Here is a 21,430-nt window from a genome sequence, read left to right as displayed (position 1 = left end):
AATGGGAGACGTTATTGACATATATGGTTTATCACCTTTGCAAAAAGGAATACTGTTTCATACTTTATACGATCAAGATGATGAACATTCTTTTTCCTATATTGTACAAGTAGGTTTCTTGCTCGGGGGGCAATTGGATGTTGCCACTTTTGAAAAAGCTTGGGAATATGTTATTCAACGACATGAGGTTCTGCGCTCAGTATTTGTTTGGGAAGAAGTAGAAAAACCTCTACAAGCAGTTTACGAACGTCTTCCTTTTACTATTCATCAAGAGGATTGGAGTACCTATTCGCATGAGGAGAAGGAGAAGAAATTACAACAGTTTTTGACTGCAGATCGTAGGAAAGGATTTTTATTGGATGAAGCACCATTGATGAGAGTCACTGCGATTAAAGAAGCAAAAGAGGAAACGAGAATTATCTGGACACATCATCATATTTTGCTAGATGGATGGAGTGTGTCATTGGTCTTTAGTGAAGTGATGGAAGTTTATCTCAAGATGATAAAGGGAGAATTGTTGAATCTTCCTAAATCTCTTCCTTATAAAAAATATATTCAATGGATAAATAAACAAGATCAAAGTCAAGCAGAGGAATTTTGGAAAGAAGAATTAAAAGGGTTCTATGCACCTACTCCATTAGCAATGGAAAGAAAGGATCAAGGACAAGAGAAGGGTTATGGAGAGTTTGCTTATCAAGTATCTGAGGAACTTACTGAGAGTTTACAAAAGTGGGTACGAAATAGTCGATTAACGTTGAATACGTTAGTACAAGGTGCATGGGCTTATTTGCTGAGTAGGTATAGCGGTGACAGTGACGTCGTATTTGGCGTAACTAGTGCTGGACGTCCTACTGATTTAATAGGAGCAGAGAATATGGTGGGGCTATTTATTAACACATTACCTACCAGAATTCGATTAACGGATAATGCATCAGTAGTAGATTGGCTTCGTAAAATACAAATGAAAGAAATGGAACGAAGACAGTATGAGTATAATTCGTTGATAGATATTCAAGGCTGGAGTGAGGTTCCGCGAAATTGCTCCTTATTTCATACCTTGTATGTGTTTGAAAATTATCCAATTCAAGGTGAGAGAAATGATGATTTAAGATTACTAGATGTTAAAAGCACGGAACAAACAAATTATCCTTTAACACTCATTGTAATGCCCGGTAAGAAAATTACTTTAAAGTTGATGTATGATCGAAGCTATTTTAATGAAGAAACAATAAATCTGATTCAGAATCACTTATTGCAAATATTAATTCAGATGACGAAGAGCCTAGACTCAAAACTATTTGAAATTACCCATTTAACAGAAGAAGAACAGATACAGTTACTAGAGGAATGGAATCATACTCAAGTTAATTATTCGGCTGAAGGCATGATTCATACGATGTTTGAGGAGCAAGTTAAAAAAACACCGGAAGCAATCGCGGCTAGTTACGAAAATGAACAAATTACCTATAAAGGGTTGGAGAAGCGTGCAAATCAGCTAGCTCATTATTTACAAAAGCATGGTGTAGGCCCAGAGTCTCTAGTTGGGGTATATATGGAACGTTCATTACAAATGATGATAGCGTTATTAGGTATTCTAAAATCAGGAGCAGCGTATGTTCCACTTGACCCTACTTATCCAGAGAGTCGACTTCGATATATATTAGAGGATGCTGGAATCGAAGTACTAGTGACGGAAGAGAATTCTAAAAATTTGTTTGTATCTGAAAATATAGAAACGATTTGTATGAATAAAGATTACACTGCAATTGAAAAAGAAGAAACAACCCCATGTATAAGTGGTGTAACAGGAGAAAATTTAGCGTATGTTATGTATACTTCAGGATCTACAGGGAATCCAAAGGGAGTAATGATTGAGCATCATTCAGTAATTAATTATCTAGAATGGATGCAACATAAATATCCGCTTTCTGAAAAGGATGTGGTCTTGCAGAAAACGCCATTCTCATTTGATGTCTCTGTTTGGGAATTGTTTTGGGGCATTCACGTTGGTGCAAGTGTATCTTTCCTACCTTCAGGTGGAGAAAAAGATCCTTCTATTATAGCTGAAGTGATTAAACAACATCAGGTTACTATAGTTCAATTTGTACCTTCGATGTTATCTGTTTTCTTAGATTACTTCAATCATATTGAATTGAACATGAATTGTTCGTCCGTACGCCATGTATTTTCTGGTGGAGAAGAACTAAGTTCAGGGTTAGTTAGACGTTTTCAACAGAAATGGGATTATAGTGGACAAGTGAAATTAACCAACTTTTATGGGCCAACTGAAGCCACTATTTATGTGAATGCATTTGATATTCAGCCTAATCAAGAATTTGTTTCTATTGGGCAACCAATACAGAACACGCAATTATATGTATTAGACCAAAATCAACGCTTGCAATCAATAGGAATTGAGGGTGAGTTATATATTGGTGGTGCTGGTTTGGCACGTGGATACTTAAATCGTCCGAATCTTACTGCTGAAAAATTCGTTTCGCATCCATATCGATTTGGGGAACGACTATATCGAACAGGAGATTCAGTAAGATATCTAACTGATGGAAATTTAGAATTTATAGGTAGAATGGACCACCAAGTCAAAATGCGTGGTTTTAGGATTGAATTAGGAGAAATTGAAGCGACTTTAGAAAAATGTTCGTTTATTAAAGAGGCTGTCGTATTAGTTAGAGAAGATCGTCCAGGTGATCAACGATTGGTTGCATATGTAATAAGCGATGGAAATACCCAAGAGTGGAGAGAGTATTTACAAAAACAATTACCGACTCATATGATTCCAGCGCACTTTATAGAGTTAGAACACTTCCCGCTTACTCCAAATGGGAAAATTGACCGAAAGGCCTTGCCAGCACCTGATGAGCAAGTTATTGAAGATTTAAATGTGCTACCCCGGACGCCATCGGAAGAGCTTATTGCCTCGGTTTGGGGTCAAGTGTTAGGGATAGAAAATATTAGTATTCAGGATTCCTTCTTTGAACGTGGTGGGCACTCACTACTTGCTACTCAAATCGTCTCTAGATTGCAAGAACTGTTCCAAATTAAAATTCCATTACGTGAACTTTTCAAGCACGATACAGTGGAAGCATTGGCGAAACGAGTGGATCAGTTACGAAAAGAAGATAAAAAACGAGAGGTTGCTCCTCTTGTACCTATGAAACGAGAAGAAATTATCCCACTTTCCTATGCGCAGAAACGTCTATGGTTTATTGATCAATTAATGCCAAATAGTGCTATGTACAATATTCATGCAGCGTGTCGCTTAACAGGTAAATGGTCAATTGAAGCATTGGAGGTCGGATGGAATCAATTGTTGGAGCGTCATGAATCATTAAGGACGACAATTCTAGAACAAGAGGGTGAACCTTTTCAACAGGTTCAATCTCATGTGTTCAGACATATTCCTCAAACGAATCTAACAGATCTTTCTTTGGAAGATAGGGAAAAAGAAATGCAACGCCTTATTCAAAACGAGGCGGAGGAACCATTTCATTTTGGACAAGATCCTCTGATTCGAACACGAATATTGAAAGTGGACAGGGAAGAATGGGTTCTCATTTGTACGATGCATCATATTATTTCAGATGGATGGTCAATGGGAATCTTACTTGAAGAATGGATGGCTTTTTATGAAGGAGCACTAACCGGAAAACCAGTGGAATTGAAGGAGTTATCTATTCAATATGCAGATTTTGTCATGTGGCAGAAGGAATGGCAAAAAGAGGAGAATTTGAATCAGCATCTTCAATATTGGAAGGAAGAATTATCTGGGGAACTACCGGTTTTACAATTACCGATGGATCGTCCTCGACCTGCAGTTCAAACCCATCGTGGTGCAAGTCAGTCCTTAATAGTGGCGAATTCCCTACAGGAAAAGCTCAAAGATTTAAGTCTGCAAGAAGGATGCACTTTATTTATGACATTGATGGCAGCGTATCAAAGCTTCCTTTCTCGTTATACAGGACAGGACGACATTATAGTTGGAAGCCCAATCGCTAATCGAAATGTGAAAGAGATTGAGGGATTAATTGGATTCTTTGCAAATACGTTGGTTTATCGAGCTGATTTCAGTGAAAATCCGACGTTCCAAGAACTTTTGTCGCAGGTAAGAAAAAAAGCGCTAAAAGCATACGAGTATCAGGACATCCCATTTGAGAAAGTGGTAGAATCCGTAAAACCTGAACGGAATACAAGTCATTCACCAATATTCCAAACTATGTTTACTTTACAGAATACGAAACAAGAGTTTCTTCAGCTATCTGAAAGACAAATGGAACTCATGGAAAGCCATGCTTCTGTTGCCAAATTTGATTTGAGTTTATTTGCTTCTGAGACGGAAGAAGGATTATCACTAACCTTTGAATATAATACTGATTTGTTTAATGATACAACCATTGAGCGTATGGCAAGTCATTTTAAACATTGGTTAAATCAAATTGTCTCTCATCCAAAATGTGTACTATCAGAACTGAATATGTTATCGAAAGTAGAATATAAGCAACTACTAGAGGAATGGAATAAATCGCGTGTTATAGATATGGAAGAAAGTACGATTCATACAATGTTTGAAGAACAGGTGAAAAAAACACCAGAAGCAATTGCAGTAGTGTGCGAAGATGAAGAACTAACATATCGAGAGTTGGACGAACGCTCGAATCAGTTGGCACATTATTTACAGAAAAATGGTGTAGGTTGCGAATCATTGGTTGGGATTTGTGTTACACGTTCATCTGAGATGATTGTAGGCCTCTTAGGAATTATGAAGGCAGGAGGAGCATATGTCCCAATTGATCCAGCGTATCCGGAAAGTCGACTGCAATACATTTTAGAGGATACTCAAATAAAGGTACTGGTGACACAGGAAAAGTTACAACAAAAAATGGTTATACCTAAATTCGTTGACGTGATTTGTATTGATCGTAATCGAGCGGAAATAGAACAAGAAGTAACTACGGTATGTATGAGTGAAGTGACGGGCGATAACTTAGCCTATATTATCTATACTTCAGGTTCCACTGGAAATCCAAAGGGAGTAATGATTGAGCACAGGAATACAGTAACAATGATTCATTGGGCGCATCGTACGTATTCCCGAAAGGAATTAGCGGGAGTGTTAGCTTCAACTTCGCTATCTTTTGATTTATCCGTTTTTGAATTATTTGTTCCCTTAACGATGGGTGGTAAGGTGATTGTCACTGAAAATGCTCTACATCTAGAGAAGTTGTCTACCAAAGGTGTAACTTTGGTTAATACTGTGCCATCGGTAGCGAAGGAACTGGTTCGAGTAAAAACAATCCCTTCTTCGGTAAAGGTGATGAATTTGGCTGGAGAACCATTGCCATATTCGCTTGTTCAAGATTTATACGAGAGAAGTACAATCGAAAAGGTGTACAACCTATATGGACCGTCCGAAGATACTACGTATTCCACGTATATGGAATTAGAAAAGGGTGTCATGTATAGGGTACCACCAATTGGTAAACCAATATTCAATACAGAAGTATATGTACTAAGTGCCGAACAAAAAATGGTTCCAATTGGTGTAGTTGGTGAGCTATACATTGGTGGATCAGGGTTAGCACGTGGATATTTAAACCGCCCTGACTTAACGCAAAATCTTTTTATATCGCATCCGTTTAAAGAAGGAGAGCGAGTATACCGGACTGGAGATCTAGTAAGGTATTTACCAGATGGAAATTTGGAGTATGTTGGACGAATTGATCATCAAGTAAAAATTCGTGGGTTCCGGATTGAACTAGGAGAAATTGAAGCGGCATTACAAAGGCATATATTAGTTAACGAAGCTATTGTAATGGTGCGGGAAGATTATCCTGGCGATCCACGTTTGATCGCCTATGTTGTAGGAGACGGGGATGCTCAAAAGTGGCGTGATTATCTCAAGGATCAACTACCAAATTATATGATTCCATCCTATTTTGTTGGATTAAATGCATTTCCACTCACTCCTAATGGGAAAATTGATAGGAAGGCTTTACCAGCACCAGAGAAGCAGGAGATAGCGAGTTGTTATATTGCTCCTCGTACGTCTACGGAAAAAACAATTGTTTCGATATGGCATGAAGTTTTAGGTATGGAAAACATCGGAATTCAGGATTCGTTTTTTGAAATTGGTGGACATTCATTACTTGCTACGCAAGCTGTTTCCAATCTTAAAGAGGCTTTTGGAATCGAGATACCATTGCATGATTTATTTATGTTTCATACGGTGCAGCAATTGGCAGAACAGATTGATCAATTGCTCGATAACAAAAATCAAGAAATGCAGAATGATAGTAAGGAGAATGTAAGTCTTCAAGACTATGTTCAAAAAGAAGCAGAAGTGAGTAATGATGAAGAATTATTGGAACTACTTAAGCAATTAGAGGAGCTATCAGAGGAAGAAGCACAAGGGATATTCGAGAGTAATTTGATTGAGGAAGGGGTAAAAAAATGAGAAGTGATTTACTTGCAAAGCTGAGTTCACTTTCTCCTGAGAAGAGAGCATGGCTTCAGAAGCAAATGCAAAAAAAGGAGAATAAAGAAGCACTCCCGTTGTCTTATGCACAACAACGTTTGTGGTTTATGGACAGATTTAACCCAAACAGTTCTTTATATAATATTCCAACAGTATGGCATCTAAAAGGAAATTGGATACCTGAAGCATTAGAGAAGGGATTCAATCGACTCATTGAACGTCATGAATCATTACGAACTGTTTTTAAAGAAATAGGAGAACAGCCTGTGCAACAAATTGTCGAATTCCTTCCTAGCGCATTACCTGTAAGGGATTACTCTCAACTTCCTCTAGAAGTAAAAGAAAAAGAGGTAGATAGTTTAATTGCGAGAGAAGCGCAAGAACCATTTGATTTAATGAATGGTCCTTTAATTCGTAATCAGCTTGTTCAATTAGAGAAGGATGAATGGTTATTACTGTGTACGATGCATCATATTATTTCTGATGCTTGGTCCATTGGTATATTCATGAATGAATGCCTTGCTTTCTATGAAGAAGAAACAGGCGGAAATCCTGCTAAATTAAGTTCATTATCTATTCAATATGCAGACTTTGCGAAGTGGCAAAAGGAGTGGTTGCAAGGTGATGTGCTAAATCGTCAGCTTACGTATTGGCAGGAAGAATTGTCTGGTGAGCTTCCTATCTTACAACTGCCAGTGGATCGACCTCGACCGGTTAAGCAGACTTACTCTGGGGCTGCGCATCACGTGATTTTTCCTTATAAATTGCTCAGTCAATTGAAGGATATAAGTCGACAAGAAGGATCCACTTTATTTATGACTTTAATGGCCGCATACCAGAGCTTTCTCGCTCGTTATACGGGACAAAAAGATATTCTAGTTGGTAGCCCGATTGCAAATCGGAACCATAAGGGAGTAGAAGGATTAATTGGTTTCTTTGTTAATACATTGGTTTATCGATCAGATTTGAGTGGCACCCCTACTTTTCGGGAGATTTTGAACCAAACAAAGAAAAAGGCGTTAAAAGCTTACGAATATCAAGATATACCATTTGAAAAAATGGTAGAAGCTGTGCAACCTGAACGAAGCATGAGTCATTCCCCTATATTTCAGACCATGTTTACGCTACAGAATATAAAACAAGAACGACTAGATTTGCCTGATAGAAGTATTGAAATGGTAGAAAGTAATATGTCTATTGCTAAATTTGATTTGAGCTTAACTGCCTATGAAGTGGAAGAAGGTCTATTCGTCTCATTTGAATACAACACGGATTTATTTGATAGTAGTACCATTGCACGTATGGCAGGACATTTTGAGAACTGGCTAAATGAAATCACGTATCATCCAGATGAATCATATACAAAGCTGTCAATGTTATCGGATACTGAGCAAAAACAACTCTTAGAAGAATGGAATGATACGGACGTAGTTTATGGTCATGATTGTATGATTCATGAGCTATTTGAGCAACAAGTTGCACGGACACCTGATGCAGTGGCGGTAGTTTATGAGGGTGGAAAGCTAACGTATCAAGAACTAAATGAAAAATCGAATCAATTGGCACATTTTCTACAAAAACGAGGTATCGGACCTGAATCATTGGTTGGTATATGTATTGAACGTTCTCCTGATATGATTATCGGTCTCTTTGGGATTTTGAAGGCAGGTGGGGCTTATGTCCCACTGGACCCAAGTTATCCTGAAAACCGCCTGAGATATATTTTGGAGAATTCACAAATTCAAGTGCTGTTAACAAAAGAGGCACTACAGGACTGGTTACCTAAAGATATTCAAGCAATTTGTTTAGATCGGGATCAAGTGATGATTTCTAAAGAGAGTAATTTAGCTCCGGTAAGTGGAGTAACAGCAAATAACTTAGCCTATATTATATACACTTCGGGTTCGACGGGAAATCCAAAGGGGGTAATGATTGAACATCATTCCGTTATCAACCGCCTACAGTGGATGCAGAAAAAATACCCATTGTCCGGGGAGGATACAATCCTACAAAAGACACCGTTTTCATTTGATGTTTCTGTATGGGAATTATTTTGGTGGTCATTTGTAGGAGCACGTGTTTGTTTACTTCCACCAGGAGGAGAGAAAGATCCTGCGGTGATTGAAGAGTATATTGAACGATATCGCGTGTCCACCATGCACTTTGTTCCGTCGATGTTATCTACTTTCTTAGATTATATGGAACTATATAATTCGAAAAGGGATGTATCGTCTTTAATTCAAGTTTTTACTAGTGGAGAAGCGTTAAACACTGAGCAGGTTCGCCGGTTTAAGGGGATCTTTTACAATGTTCAGCAAACAAAGTTAATTAACTTGTATGGTCCTACTGAAGCAACTGTGGATGTGACTTATTACGATTGTGATTTAGAAAAAGAACCAATGCTTATTCCGATTGGTCGTCCGATTGATAATACAGAGTTGTATGTGTTAGATCAATATCAACAAGTCGTCCCGATTGGTGTGGCAGGGGAACTTTACCTTGGAGGAGTAGGATTAGCACGTGGCTACTTCAATCGACCGGATTTAACTACTGAACGTTTTATTCCGCATCCCTTTAAGGATGGGGAACGATTATATCGAACGGGTGACTTGGTGAGATATATGAATGATCGTAACTTAGAATATATTGGAAGAATAGATAACCAAGTTAAAATTAGAGGATTCCGAATTGAATTGGGAGAAATTGAAGCAGCTTTACATGATCATTCATCTGTAAAAGAGGCAGTCGTGTTGGTGAAGGAAGATCGACCAGGAGATAAGCAGTTAATAGCTTATGTAGTGGGTGAAGGCGATACTGGGGAGTGGCGTGAATATCTCAAGAAGCAACTGCCACATTATATGGTTCCGGCATACTTTTTCAAAATTGAAGGTATGCCACTCACTCCAAATGGTAAGGTGAATCGGAAAGCCTTACTGGAATTAGAAGAACAGTTCATAAGTGAAGATATTACTTCATCACGAACACCAGTGGAGGAGCTTATCGTTTCCGTTTGGAGCCAAGTGTTAGGAATAAAAAATATTAATGTTCAGGATTCCTTTTTTGAAATCGGTGGTCATTCACTACTAGCTACTCAAGTAGTTTCACGTTTACAGGGAATTTTTCAAATTGAATTACCAGTACGTGAACTATTTGAATATACAACGGTGGAGTCACTGGCAAAGCGATTAGATCAGTTACGTAAAGGAGATAAAAAACGAGAGATTCCGCCGCTGATACCAATGAAACGAGGAGAAGCTATCCCACTATCTTATGCCCAACAACGCTTATGGTTCATTGATCAATTTACACCTAATAGTGCCCTTTACAATATACCAATGGTATGCCGCCTTACAGGGAATTGGCTACTTGAAGCATTGGAAACGGGATGGAATCAACTAATAGAACGTCATGAATCACTGCGGACGGTCTTTCATGAAGTGAACGGTCAACCCGTACAGCAAATTGAACCGTATGCTTTTCAATCAATTCCGAAAACGGATTTAACTATGCTTTCTTCTGAAGATCAAGAAGAAGAAGTTAAACGTTTAATTCAACAAGAAACAGAAGTGCCATTTGATTTAACAGAGGGTCCATTAATCAGGGCAAGTATTTTGCACGTGGGAGAGGAAGAATGGATACTCCTTTGTACTCTACATCATATCATTTCAGATGGATGGTCAATGGGAATCCTACTTGAAGAATGGATGGCATTTTATGAGAAAGCAACGGATGGAAAGGTAGCGGAACTTGAACCATTGCCGGTTCAATATGCCGACTTTGCTCAGTGGCAAAAAGGATGGCTAAAGGAGGATGTGCTTGATCAACAACTCCAATATTGGAGGGAAGAATTGTCTGGGGAGCTTCCTGTACTCCAACTTCCTATGGATCGCCCGCGTCCCGCGATACAAACTCATCACGGGTCGATATACACTCTGGTTCTGCCAAGCACGCTACATGATAAATTGAATGAACTTAGTCGAAAAGAAGGGGCTACACTCTTCATGACGCTTTTAGCTGCATATCAAAGTTTTCTATCTCGTTATACGGGACAAGAAGATATTCTGGTCGGAAGCCCAATTGCGAATCGGAATTATAGAGAAATTGAAGGACTAATTGGTTTCTTCGTTAACACGCTGGTTTATCGAGCTAATTTGAGTGGTAGACCGACATTTCAAGATGTACTGTATCAGGTTCGTCAAAAGGCATTGAAGGCGTATGAATATCAAGATATTCCATTTGAAAAAATTGTAGAAGTTGTGCAACCGGAGCGAAGTACAAGTCATTCGCCAATCTTCCAGACTATGTTCATTTTGCAAAATATGAAACAAGAGTTTCCGGTGTTATCTAGTAGAAGTATTGAAATGATAGAAAGCCATAGTCCAATTGCAAAGTTTGATTTAAGTGTAATGGCAGCTGAGACGGAAGAGGGGTTACTTTTTACTTTTGAGTATAATAAGGATTTATTCAATGCTACTACTATTGAACGGATGGCAGGACACTTTGAGAAATGGCTACATGAAGTTTCTCATCGTCCACAAAATCCGTTGCATGACCTGAGTATGCTATCAGAACCGGAGCGTACTTTGTTATTAGAAACATGGAATGACACTGTAATGGAAATGTCTCATCAGGGTCTTGTTTGCGACAGATTTGAGGAGCAAGTAGCAAGGCGTCCTGATGCGATTGCGGTAGTTGACCAAACAAAACAGTGGACTTATGGTGAACTGGATACACAAGCAAATCAGTTGGCAAATGTTTTACAACGAAAGGGAGTAGCCCCAGAGTCAGTGGTAGGAGTTTATCTTCCGAGGTCAGCTGAGCTGATGGCAAGTTTACTGGGCATTTTAAAAGCTGGTGGAGCTTATGTCGTTTTAGATCCGTTGTATCCAAAATCAAGGTTAGAATACATGATTGAAGATGCAGGAATTCAATTTGTAGTGACGGCGGAAGGACAAGAAGGACATTTCGCACACGTCGAAATGGTGAGGTTAGAAGAATTAACGGTGGAAAGCGTAATCGCACCTACACGTCAAATAAATCCAGAGAACTTAGCCTATATTGTCTATACCTCTGGTTCTACAGGAAAACCGAAGGGTGTCATGGTTGAATATCGCTCATTAATGAATATGGTTTCTTGGCATCAGGAAGTTTATCATATTTCAGCAGAGGATCGTGCGACTCAGATTGCAGGGGTTGCTTTTGATTCGGCTGTCCAGGAGATTTGGCCGTATCTAACTGCTGGCGCAGCACTCTACTTGTCAACAGAGGAACTGAGAATTAATCCAGAAGCACTAAGGGACTGGCTCATTGATTCACGAATAACAGCTAGCTTTGCACCTACGCCTATTCTGGAAAGGCTCTTGAAATTATCTTGGCCAGATAAAACGGATCTTCGTTTTATCATTACTGGTGGGGATCAATTAACGCAGTATCCATCTAACGATATTCCTTTTGCGGTAATTAATCAGTATGGGCCATCGGAAAATACCGTTGTTACCACAGATTGTTATGTACCTGTAGGAGTGACAACAGGTACGCCATCGATTGGTCGACCGATTGCGAATACAGAAGTTTATGTGTTAGATTCTCATCTTCAGCTAGTACCAATTGGTGTAATTGGAGATCTCTATATTGGAGGGAAGAATCTTGCACGTGGATATGCTAATCGTCCGGATCTTACAAAGGAAAAATTTATTCCACATCCTTTCAAGTCAGGAGAACGTCTCTATTATACAGGAGACAAAGCAAGTTATCTTTCTGATGGTAATCTCCAGTTCCATGGCCGTATAGATGACCAAGTGAAAATTCGTGGTTTCCGGATTGAATTGGGAGAAATAGAAGCTGTTTTGCAGGCACATTCTTCTGTGAAAGAAGCAGTTGTATTGGTACGAGAGGATAATCAAGGTGACAAGAGATTAGTAGCTTATGTAGTTGGTGAAGGAAGTGTACATGAATGGCGAGAACATCTACAAACACATTTACCAAATTACATGGTTCCAACAAACTTTATTGAGATGGAAGTTTTACCACTTACACCGAATGGAAAACTTGATTTGAAGGCATTGCCTATACTTAGTGAACAATCCGCCGAAAATACTGTATACCCACGAACTCCGCTGGAAGAACTTATCGCTTCAGTGTGGAGGCAAGTGCTAGGAATAAAAGAAATTGGTGTTCAGGATTCTTTCTTTGAGCTTGGTGGTCACTCTCTACTTGCTACACAAGTGGTCTCACGTTTACAGGAAGTCTTTCAAATCAAATTGCCAGTACGTGAACTGTTCGAATATTCAACGGTCGAGGCATTATCAAAACGAATAGATCAGTTACGTAAGGGGAGCGAAAAACGAGAAATTCCACCATTGGTGCCGATGGAACGCGGAAATAATATTCCACTATCTTATGCCCAACAGCGCTTATGGTTTATTGATCAATTTGCACCTAATAGTGCACTTTATAATATGCCAATGGCATGCCGCCTTACAGGGAATTGGTTACCTGAGGGATTGGAGTTGGGATGGAATCAGTTAATAGAGCGTCATGAATCTTTGCGGACGGTATTTCATGAAGAAGAAGGTCATCCTGTGCAGCAGATTCAACCTTATATTTTCCGTCCTCTTCCGCAAATGGACCTAACTAAGCTTTCATTAGAGGAGAGAGAAAGAAAGTTGGAGCAATGGATTCAAACTGAAGTCGAATCTCCATTTGATTTAGAACAAGGGCCATTGTTCCGTGGGAAACTCATAAGAATTTCAGAAGAAGAATGGGTTCTTCTGTGTAATATGCATCATATTATCTCAGATGGATGGTCGATGGAAATCTTACTTCAAGAATGGATGGCATTTTATGAGAATGCGATTGGTGAAAAACAAGCAGAGCTGGAACCACTACCAGTTCAATATGCAGATTTTGCTCAGTGGCAAAGAGAATGGTTTAAAGATGAAGTACTAAATCAACAGCTTGCATATTGGAAGGAAGAATTATCTGGTGAGTTACCAGTCTTAATGTTGCCAATGGATCGTCCGCGTCCGCCAGTGCAAACCCACCATGGATTAACTCATAATGTGCTGTTGTCACGCTCATTACTGGATAAATTAAACGAACTAAGTCGTCAAGAAGGGGCAACGCTTTTCATGACCTTATTGGCATCGTATCAAAGTTTCCTTGCTCGTTATACGGGACAAATGGATATTATTGTTGGCAGCCCAATTGCAAATCGAAATTATCGAGAAATTGAAGGGCTGATTGGTTTCTTTGTCAATACATTGGTTTATCGAGCTGATTTAAGTAATGCACCGGCATTTCAAGAGTTGTTGTCTCAAGTGAGGATAAAAGCATTGAAGGCGTATGAGTATCAAGATGTTCCGTTTGAGAAAATTGTAGAGGTTATCCAACCTGAACGAAATACAAGCCATTCTCCGATTTTCCAAACCATGTTTACTTTGCAAAATGCGGGACAGAAGCTACCAGAACTACATGGAAGAAATATAGAAGTAATGGAAAGTAATGCTCCAATCGCTAAGTTTGATTTAAGTTTAACAGCTGCAGAAGTGGAAGAGGGTTTATTACTTACTTTTGTTTATAGAACTGATTTATTTGACAGCTTAACTATTGAATCCATGGCTGAACATTTTGGAAACTGGTTGAATGTAATCGTGGAGAATCCTGATAAATCATTGGCTAAGTTGCCTATATTATCAGGATTACAGCAAAAACAGTTGAAAGATTGGAATAATAATGCTGTAGCATATCTACGGGAAAGTACGATTCATCAGCTGTTTGAAGAGCAAGTAAATCGTACACCTGATGCGGTAGCAGTGGTAGATGAAAAACAGCAGTTAACATATCGAGAGCTTAATGAAAAAGCTAATCAATTGGCCCACTATCTTCAGCAATGTGGGATTGGGACTGAATCATTAGTTGGAATTTGCTTTGAGCGTTCAGTTGAGATGATTGTTAGTATTATGGGGATCTGGAAGGCTGGAGCAGCATATGTTCCATTAGACCCATCATATCCAGAAAGTCGCATACGATATATTTTGGAGGACACTGAAATTCAAGTATTAGTTACGAATGAGTCATTAGAAGGTTGGATACCCAAAGAAGTCAAGGCAGTTTGTCTAGATAGGGATCAGGCAATGATTTCAAAAGAAAGCATTCTTTCACCAAAATGTGAAGTAACAGGAGAAAACCTAGCGTATGTTATCTATACTTCGGGATCGACGGGGAACCCAAAGGGTGTCTTGATACAGCATCATTCTGTAATAAACTTGTCGTATGGTTTACAAAAAGAGGTTTTCGAACATGAGATACCATCTAACATGCATGTCGGTTTAAATGCGTCAATTGCCTTTGATGCATCTATTCAGCAATTACAAATGCTGCTTTATGGTTCAAGTTTGTATATTATTCCAAGCGAAGTACGAAATGATCCGGAGCAGTTTGTAGCTTATATTAGGGAGAACAAGTTAGAAATCTTTGATATAACACCTTCATTGCTTCAATTACTTATAGATGTCGGATTGTTAGAAACGTGCGATGGCGTTCATGTTCCAAGTAAGGTACTGGTTGGTGGTGAAGCAATTATGCCGTCATTATGGGAACAGCTAGTAGAGACTGATAAAATCCAGTTTTATAATGTATATGGTCCTACAGAATGTACGGTTGATGCAACATGCTATCATATCAAAAAAGATAGTAGGAGAGTAACAATTGGGCGTCCATTGCCTAACATCCAAACTTCTGTATTAGATAGAAATAGGTTGCCAGTTCCAGTTGGTGTGATGGGGGAACTTTATATCGGAGGAGCAGGTCTAGCAAGGGGGTACTTGAATCGTCCAGAGTTAACATCCGAACGATTTATTTCTCATCCATTCAAAGAAGGCGAGAGGTTATATAGAACAGGTGATCTTGTGAGATATCTTCCTGATGGTAATATAGACTACTTAGGAAGAATGGATAATCAAGTGAAGATTAGAGGATTTCGAATTGAACTTGGAGAGATTGAGTCGACTTTACAAGAGCATGACTTGGTAAAAGAGGCAGTTGTAATGGTTAGGGAAAATCAGTCGGGAGATAAGAGGCTGGTAGCTTATGTAGTGGGCGAAGGCAGTTTAGAAGAATGGCGAGAGTATCTTAAAACAAAACTGCCAATCCATATGATACCTTCCTACTTTGTCGAAATGAAAGAATTACCGCTAACCATAAATGGAAAGGTTGATCGGAAATCGTTACCTATACCAGATTATCAAGGAACAAAAGAAGGATACGTGGCCCCAAGAAATGAACGTGAACATAAGCTTTCTATCATTTGGGAACGTGTGCTAGGTTCAAAACGTATTGGTATGAATGATAACTTCTTTGAAATTGGTGGAGATTCAATTCTTAGCATTCAGATTGTCTCGCGCGCGAAGCAAGTTGGTTTACAATTGACACCAAAACAAATATTTGAACACCAAACGATTGCTGAGTTGGCGCAAGTAGTCAAAGAAGAACAAGGTGTACAAGCTGAACAGGGAATTATAACTGGAGAGACGATACTTACACCTATTCAGCAAAGGTTTTTTGCACAAAATCATCCTAACCCACATCATTGGAATCAATCCATGTTCTTTAGAACGAAAGAGAAATTGGACATAGGATCACTGGAAAAGGCGGCAGGTAACCTTCTACTTCATCATGATGCTCTGCGTTTAAGATATGAACGTTTACCTAATGGAGTTTGGAAACAGTGGAATGAAGGAATAGAAGAACAATTGATGCTGACTGTCATTTCATTAGACGAAGTGCCGGAAGCGGATTGGCATGAAGTTATTCAAAAAGAGATTAATGTTGCACAAGAAAGATTGAATTTACATGATGGTCCTTTAATGAGAATGGTGTATTTTGATGAAGGTGAGGAGAATGGTCGATTATTTTGGACAATTCATCACTTAGCCGTGGATGGTGTTTCTTGGCGGATTTTATTGGAAGATTTGCAAACAGCATATACGCAAGCGGTCCAAGGGCAAAAAATTCAATTACCTATGAAGAGTACATCTTTTAAAGAATGGTCGGAGAAATTACAACATTACGCTCAAACTGGAATATCAAAAGAAGTGCTACATTACTGGGAGGAGCAGGCTGAACAAGACGTAGTTAAATTGCCGGTAGATGGTACTATAAGTAATCCAGTAAGCGCAGTAACTGAGGAAATTACTGTGGTGTTAAATGAGAATGAGACCCGTATGTTATTGCAAGAGACTTTAAGCATTCACCGTGTCCAAATCAATGAAGTATTATTAGCAGCATTAGTACAAGCTACGGCAGCATGTACGGGGCAGCCGATATTGAGCGTAGATTTAGAGGGACATGGTCGAGAAGAGATTATTGAAGATGTTGATTTATCGAGAACTGTGGGATGGTTTACAAGTATTTACCCAGTTCATTTAAATATTACTAGTGCTAATACCCCAATTGCAGCATTAAAAGCAGTTAAAGAACAAGTTCGCAAAATTCCTAATAAGGGTGTTGATTATGGGGTGTTGCGTTACATGAACACAACAATGTGTGAGCCATTAAGCTCCCAATATACACCGTCTATTAGTTTTAACTATCTTGGACAATTTGACCAAATGTTTTCTAGCGATGCAATGTTTATTCCGGAGAACGAATTTAAGCGTTTAGATCATGCTGCCGGTTCCAAGCGATCGCATGTAATTGATGTAATTGGGGTTGTAACGGATGGAAAACTTCAGTTCACTTGGGTATACAATGTTGGACAATTTGCCAAATCAACGATTCAAAGTATTGCACAGAATATGCTATATCAACTGAGTACATTGATTCAATTTTCAGATAGAGAATCTGCACTGACCATTTCGGATTTTGCAATGGCTAATCTTAGCCAAGAAGGTTTGACAAATGTACTAAACAAAATGCATCGCGGAAAGAACAATCAGATTACTGATTTATATCCACTATCACCTTTGCAAGAAGGTATGATTTTCCACACATTGCATGACCAAGGGGATGAACATGTTGCACCGTATATAGTGCAATTGAGTTTTATGATTCGAGGAAAAATGAATATTTCTACATTTGAGCAGGCGTGGAAATCTGTAATTCAGCGGCATGAAATTTTTCGTACAGCATTTGTATGGGACGAAATTGAAGAACCTGTACAAGTGGTGTATGAAAATATCCCATTTAAAGTGAACAAAGAAGACTGGCGTACAATGACAAGTGAAGAGATAGAGGAAAAAAGAAAAGTCTTTTTGGCATTAGATCGAAAACAAGCCTTCCAATTTGATGAAGCACCATTGATGCGGGTAACAGTCATTCAAGAAGGTGAGGAAGAATATCGGATTGTTTGGACCCATCACCATATTTTACTGGATGGATGGAGTTTACCATTAGTATTTAATGAATTACTTACAGTCTATCAGAAGAGAATGAATGGAGAAGCTGTGAAATTACCTAAGTCCTCACCATATAAGAAATATATCCAATGGCTAAGAGAGCAAGATAAGGAGCAGGCGGAACAATTTTGGAGAGAGAAGCTAAAAGGTTTTACTGCGCCAACTTTGCTGGACTTAGAAAGTAAAGAGGAAGAAAAAGGTTACACAGAGAAGGTTACGTATTTATCAGAAGAGCAGACTCAAGCGTTACAAGGATGGGCGAAACGCAATAAACTTACTTTGAGTACAGTAATTCAAGGTGCATGGGCATATCTCATGAGCCGATATAGTGGAGAAAATGACATTGTTTTTGGTGTAACAAGCTCAGGGCGTTCTACGGAGATTATTGATGTTGAAAACATCGTAGGTCCTTTCATTACAACGTCACCGACGCGAATTCAATTGATGGATGATATAAAATTAATAGATTGGTTGCAGAAGATACAAGAGGAAGAGATAGAAAGAAGACAATATGAGTATGCTTCTTTGACAGAGATTCAGGGGTGGAGTGAAGTTCCTAGAGGAATACCGCTGTTCAATAGTTTATATGTGTTTGAAAATTATCCAGTGAAAGAGGAGTCTTCAGAAAATCTGGAAATTGATGAATTGGAAGGGGTAGAACAAACCCACTACCCATTAGGGTTAGCTGTAGTTCCAGGAATCCAGTTATCGTTAAAGTTAATGTATGACCGTAGTAAGTTTAATAGAGTAACCATTGAACGAATGCTGGGTCATTTACACCAAGTGTTAATGCAAATGCTCAAAAACATTGATCAAAATCTATCGGAGCTAGTATATATTACGGAAGCTGAACAAAGAAAGCTATTGGAAGAATGGAATAATAATACTATATCCTATCCACGTGAGAATGCAATCCATCAACTATTCGAAGAGCAAGTACATCGTACGCCTGACGCGTTGGCAGTGGTAGATGAAAAACAGCAACTAACATATCGAGAGCTGAATGAAAGAGCTAATCAATTAGCTCATCATTTACAGAAATGTGGAATTGGGACAGAGTCATTAGTTGGCCTTTGCTTTGAGCGTTCAGTTGAGATGGTTGTTGGTCTCATGGGAATTTGGAAGGCTGGAGCAGCCTATGTTCCATTAGATCCATCGAATCCGGAAAGCCGCCTGCAATATATTTTAGAAGACACGGGAATTAGAGTGTTAGTTACAAATGAGGTATTACTAGGATGGATACCTAAAGACATCAAGACAGTTTGCCTAGATAGGGACCAAGCAATGCTTTCTCAAGAAAGCAAACTTTCACCAATATGTGAGGTAACAGGGGAAAACTTAGCGTATGTTATCTATACTTCTGGTTCGACAGGGAATCCAAAGGGGGCTTTAGTACAGCACCATTCTGTAATAAACCTATCCTATGGTTTACAAAAAGAAGTTTTCTCACATGAGATACCTAGTAATATGCGCGTCGGTTTGAATGCGTCAATTGCCTTTGATGTATCTATTCAGCAATTACAAATGCTGCTGTATGGTTCAAGTTTATATATTATCCCAAGTGAAGTTCGCACTAATCCGGAACGATTTGTGTCTTATATTAGGGAGAATAAATTGGAAATGTTTGATATGACACCTTCATTACTTCAATTACTTATAGATGGAGGATTACTAGAAACAAGTGCTGATGTTCATGTACCAAGTAAGATATTAGTCGGTGGTGAAGCAATCATGCCGTCATTATGGAAACAGCTAGTAGAGACTGAAAAAATTGATTTTTATAACGTATACGGTCCTACAGAATGTACGGTTGATGCAACTTGTTATCATATCGAAACAGATAGTAAGAGAGTTACAATTGGACGTCCGTTGCCGAACGTTCAAACTTATGTATTAGATAAAAATTTGTTACCTGTTCCAGTTGGTTTAACAGGTGAGCTATATATTGGTGGTGCAGGTATAGCGCGAGGATACTTGAATCGTCCAGAATTAACAACAGAGCGATTCATCCGTCATCCATTTAATGAAGAAGAGCGTTTATATCGTACGGGAGATTTGGTTCGTTATTTACCTGATGGTAATTTAGATTACTTGAGAAGAATTGATAATCAAGTGAAAATTAGGGGCTTTCGTATTGAACTTGAAGAGATTGAAGCGAGTATAGAGAGGCATCCATTGGTAAAAGAAGCAGTAGTTTTGGTAACAGAGGATAAATTAGGAGAGCAGAGATTGGTTGCTTATGTAGTTGGAGATGGAAGTATGCATGACTGGCGTGAATATCTCAAGACACAAGTACCGAATTATATGGTTCCCGCACACTTTATAAAGGTAGACAAGATTCCTCTTACACCGAATGGAAAAGTTGATCGAAAGGCATTGAACAGTTTAACAATTCAAAGAGAAAATAATTTGTCTACACCAATCATTCCAAGGGATGAAATTGAATATCAGTTGATTAAAATCTGGCAGGATGTGTTACAGATAGAAGATGTCTATGTAAATGATGATTTCTTTAATAGAGGGGGACATTCTCTCCTTGTAATTAAATTGATTTCAAAAATTAAGGAGAAGTTTGGAAAAGAGATTAAGGTGTCTACATTGATTAAGAATCCAACAGTGGAAGGAATCGCATGCCTTATTCGTGATAAGCATGATATGACGAAATCAGTAGTAGCGCTAGTTCCACTACAAGAATCAGAGAAAAGACCTTTCTTCTGTGTTCATCCGTTTATGGGGAATGTATTCTGTTACATTCAACTAGCAAGATTACTTAAGAACCATTGTTCATTTTATGGTTTACAGAATCCTCTTATAGAAAAGGGAGAAATTGATGAATTGACCTTGCCGGAAGTAATTCAACTTTACATTGAAGAAATCAAACGTGTTCAGCCAGAAGGTCCATATCGTCTTGGAGGATGGTCTTTAGGCGGTGCGATTGCTTATGAAATCGCAACTGTACTAAAGAATCAAGGTGAGGAAGTTGAGTTGTTGATACTAATGGATACTAAAGTACCTTCAGAGCAGGACTATAAAACAACGGAGGATATGCTCTCATATATATATGAGCATTTCATTTCTAGAGATTTTACTGAGCGGGGGGAAGGCCTCATCCATAAACAAGATATGCTTGTAGAGCGATTACTTATGGAAGGAGTACTCCCGCCTGATGCAGATCTTATGAATTTGAAGCAAGTTATCAATGCTCATAGGAAATGCCTGAACATAATGGCAGATCATGATTTAATACCATACTCTGGAGAAGTTCTCTATTTTAGTGCTGAGGAAGGAAAAGAGTTGTTTACAGATTGGGGACCTTTATTAAAAGGAAGAGTAAATAAGTATTCTGTCCCTGGATCACATGAGGAAATAGTAGACTTCCCCGCAGTTGAAAAGATAGCTAAGTACCTATTAAATGAATTTGAAGAGATAAAAGAAACATCCCTTTCATTAACTGAAAAGTAGAGAGTGCAAAAGATGCAACGCTATGAACGAAAAGGGCAGCCCAATAACTGCAAATAAAGTGTAGGCAATAATGAATATA

General features: G+C 38.7%; 2 protein-coding genes. Both read left to right on the top strand.

The features are described 5' to 3' along the window. Nucleotide 1: 1 nt before the first annotated feature. Nucleotides 2-6,472: a non-ribosomal peptide synthetase gene (locus DN401_RS27710; protein WP_000503028.1), complete on the top strand. Its 6,471-nt coding sequence runs from the start codon at nt 2-4 to the stop codon at nt 6,470-6,472. Beyond that, nucleotides 6,469-21,351, top strand: coding sequence for a non-ribosomal peptide synthetase (locus tag DN401_RS27705; protein WP_149288069.1), 14,883 nt, complete (start codon nt 6,469-6,471; stop codon nt 21,349-21,351). The genes DN401_RS27710 and DN401_RS27705 overlap by 4 nt, the downstream gene beginning before the upstream one ends. The last annotated feature ends 79 nt before the right edge of the window (nt 21,352-21,430 follow it).

The sequence above is a fragment of the Bacillus sp. BF2-3 genome (genome assembly GCF_008368795.1).
In the GTDB taxonomy this organism is placed as follows: Bacteria; Bacillota; Bacilli; order Bacillales; family Bacillaceae_G; genus Bacillus_A; species Bacillus_A cereus.
The sequence above is the reverse complement of the archived record's forward strand: the minus strand, read 5'-3'. Positions and strand labels throughout refer to the sequence as shown.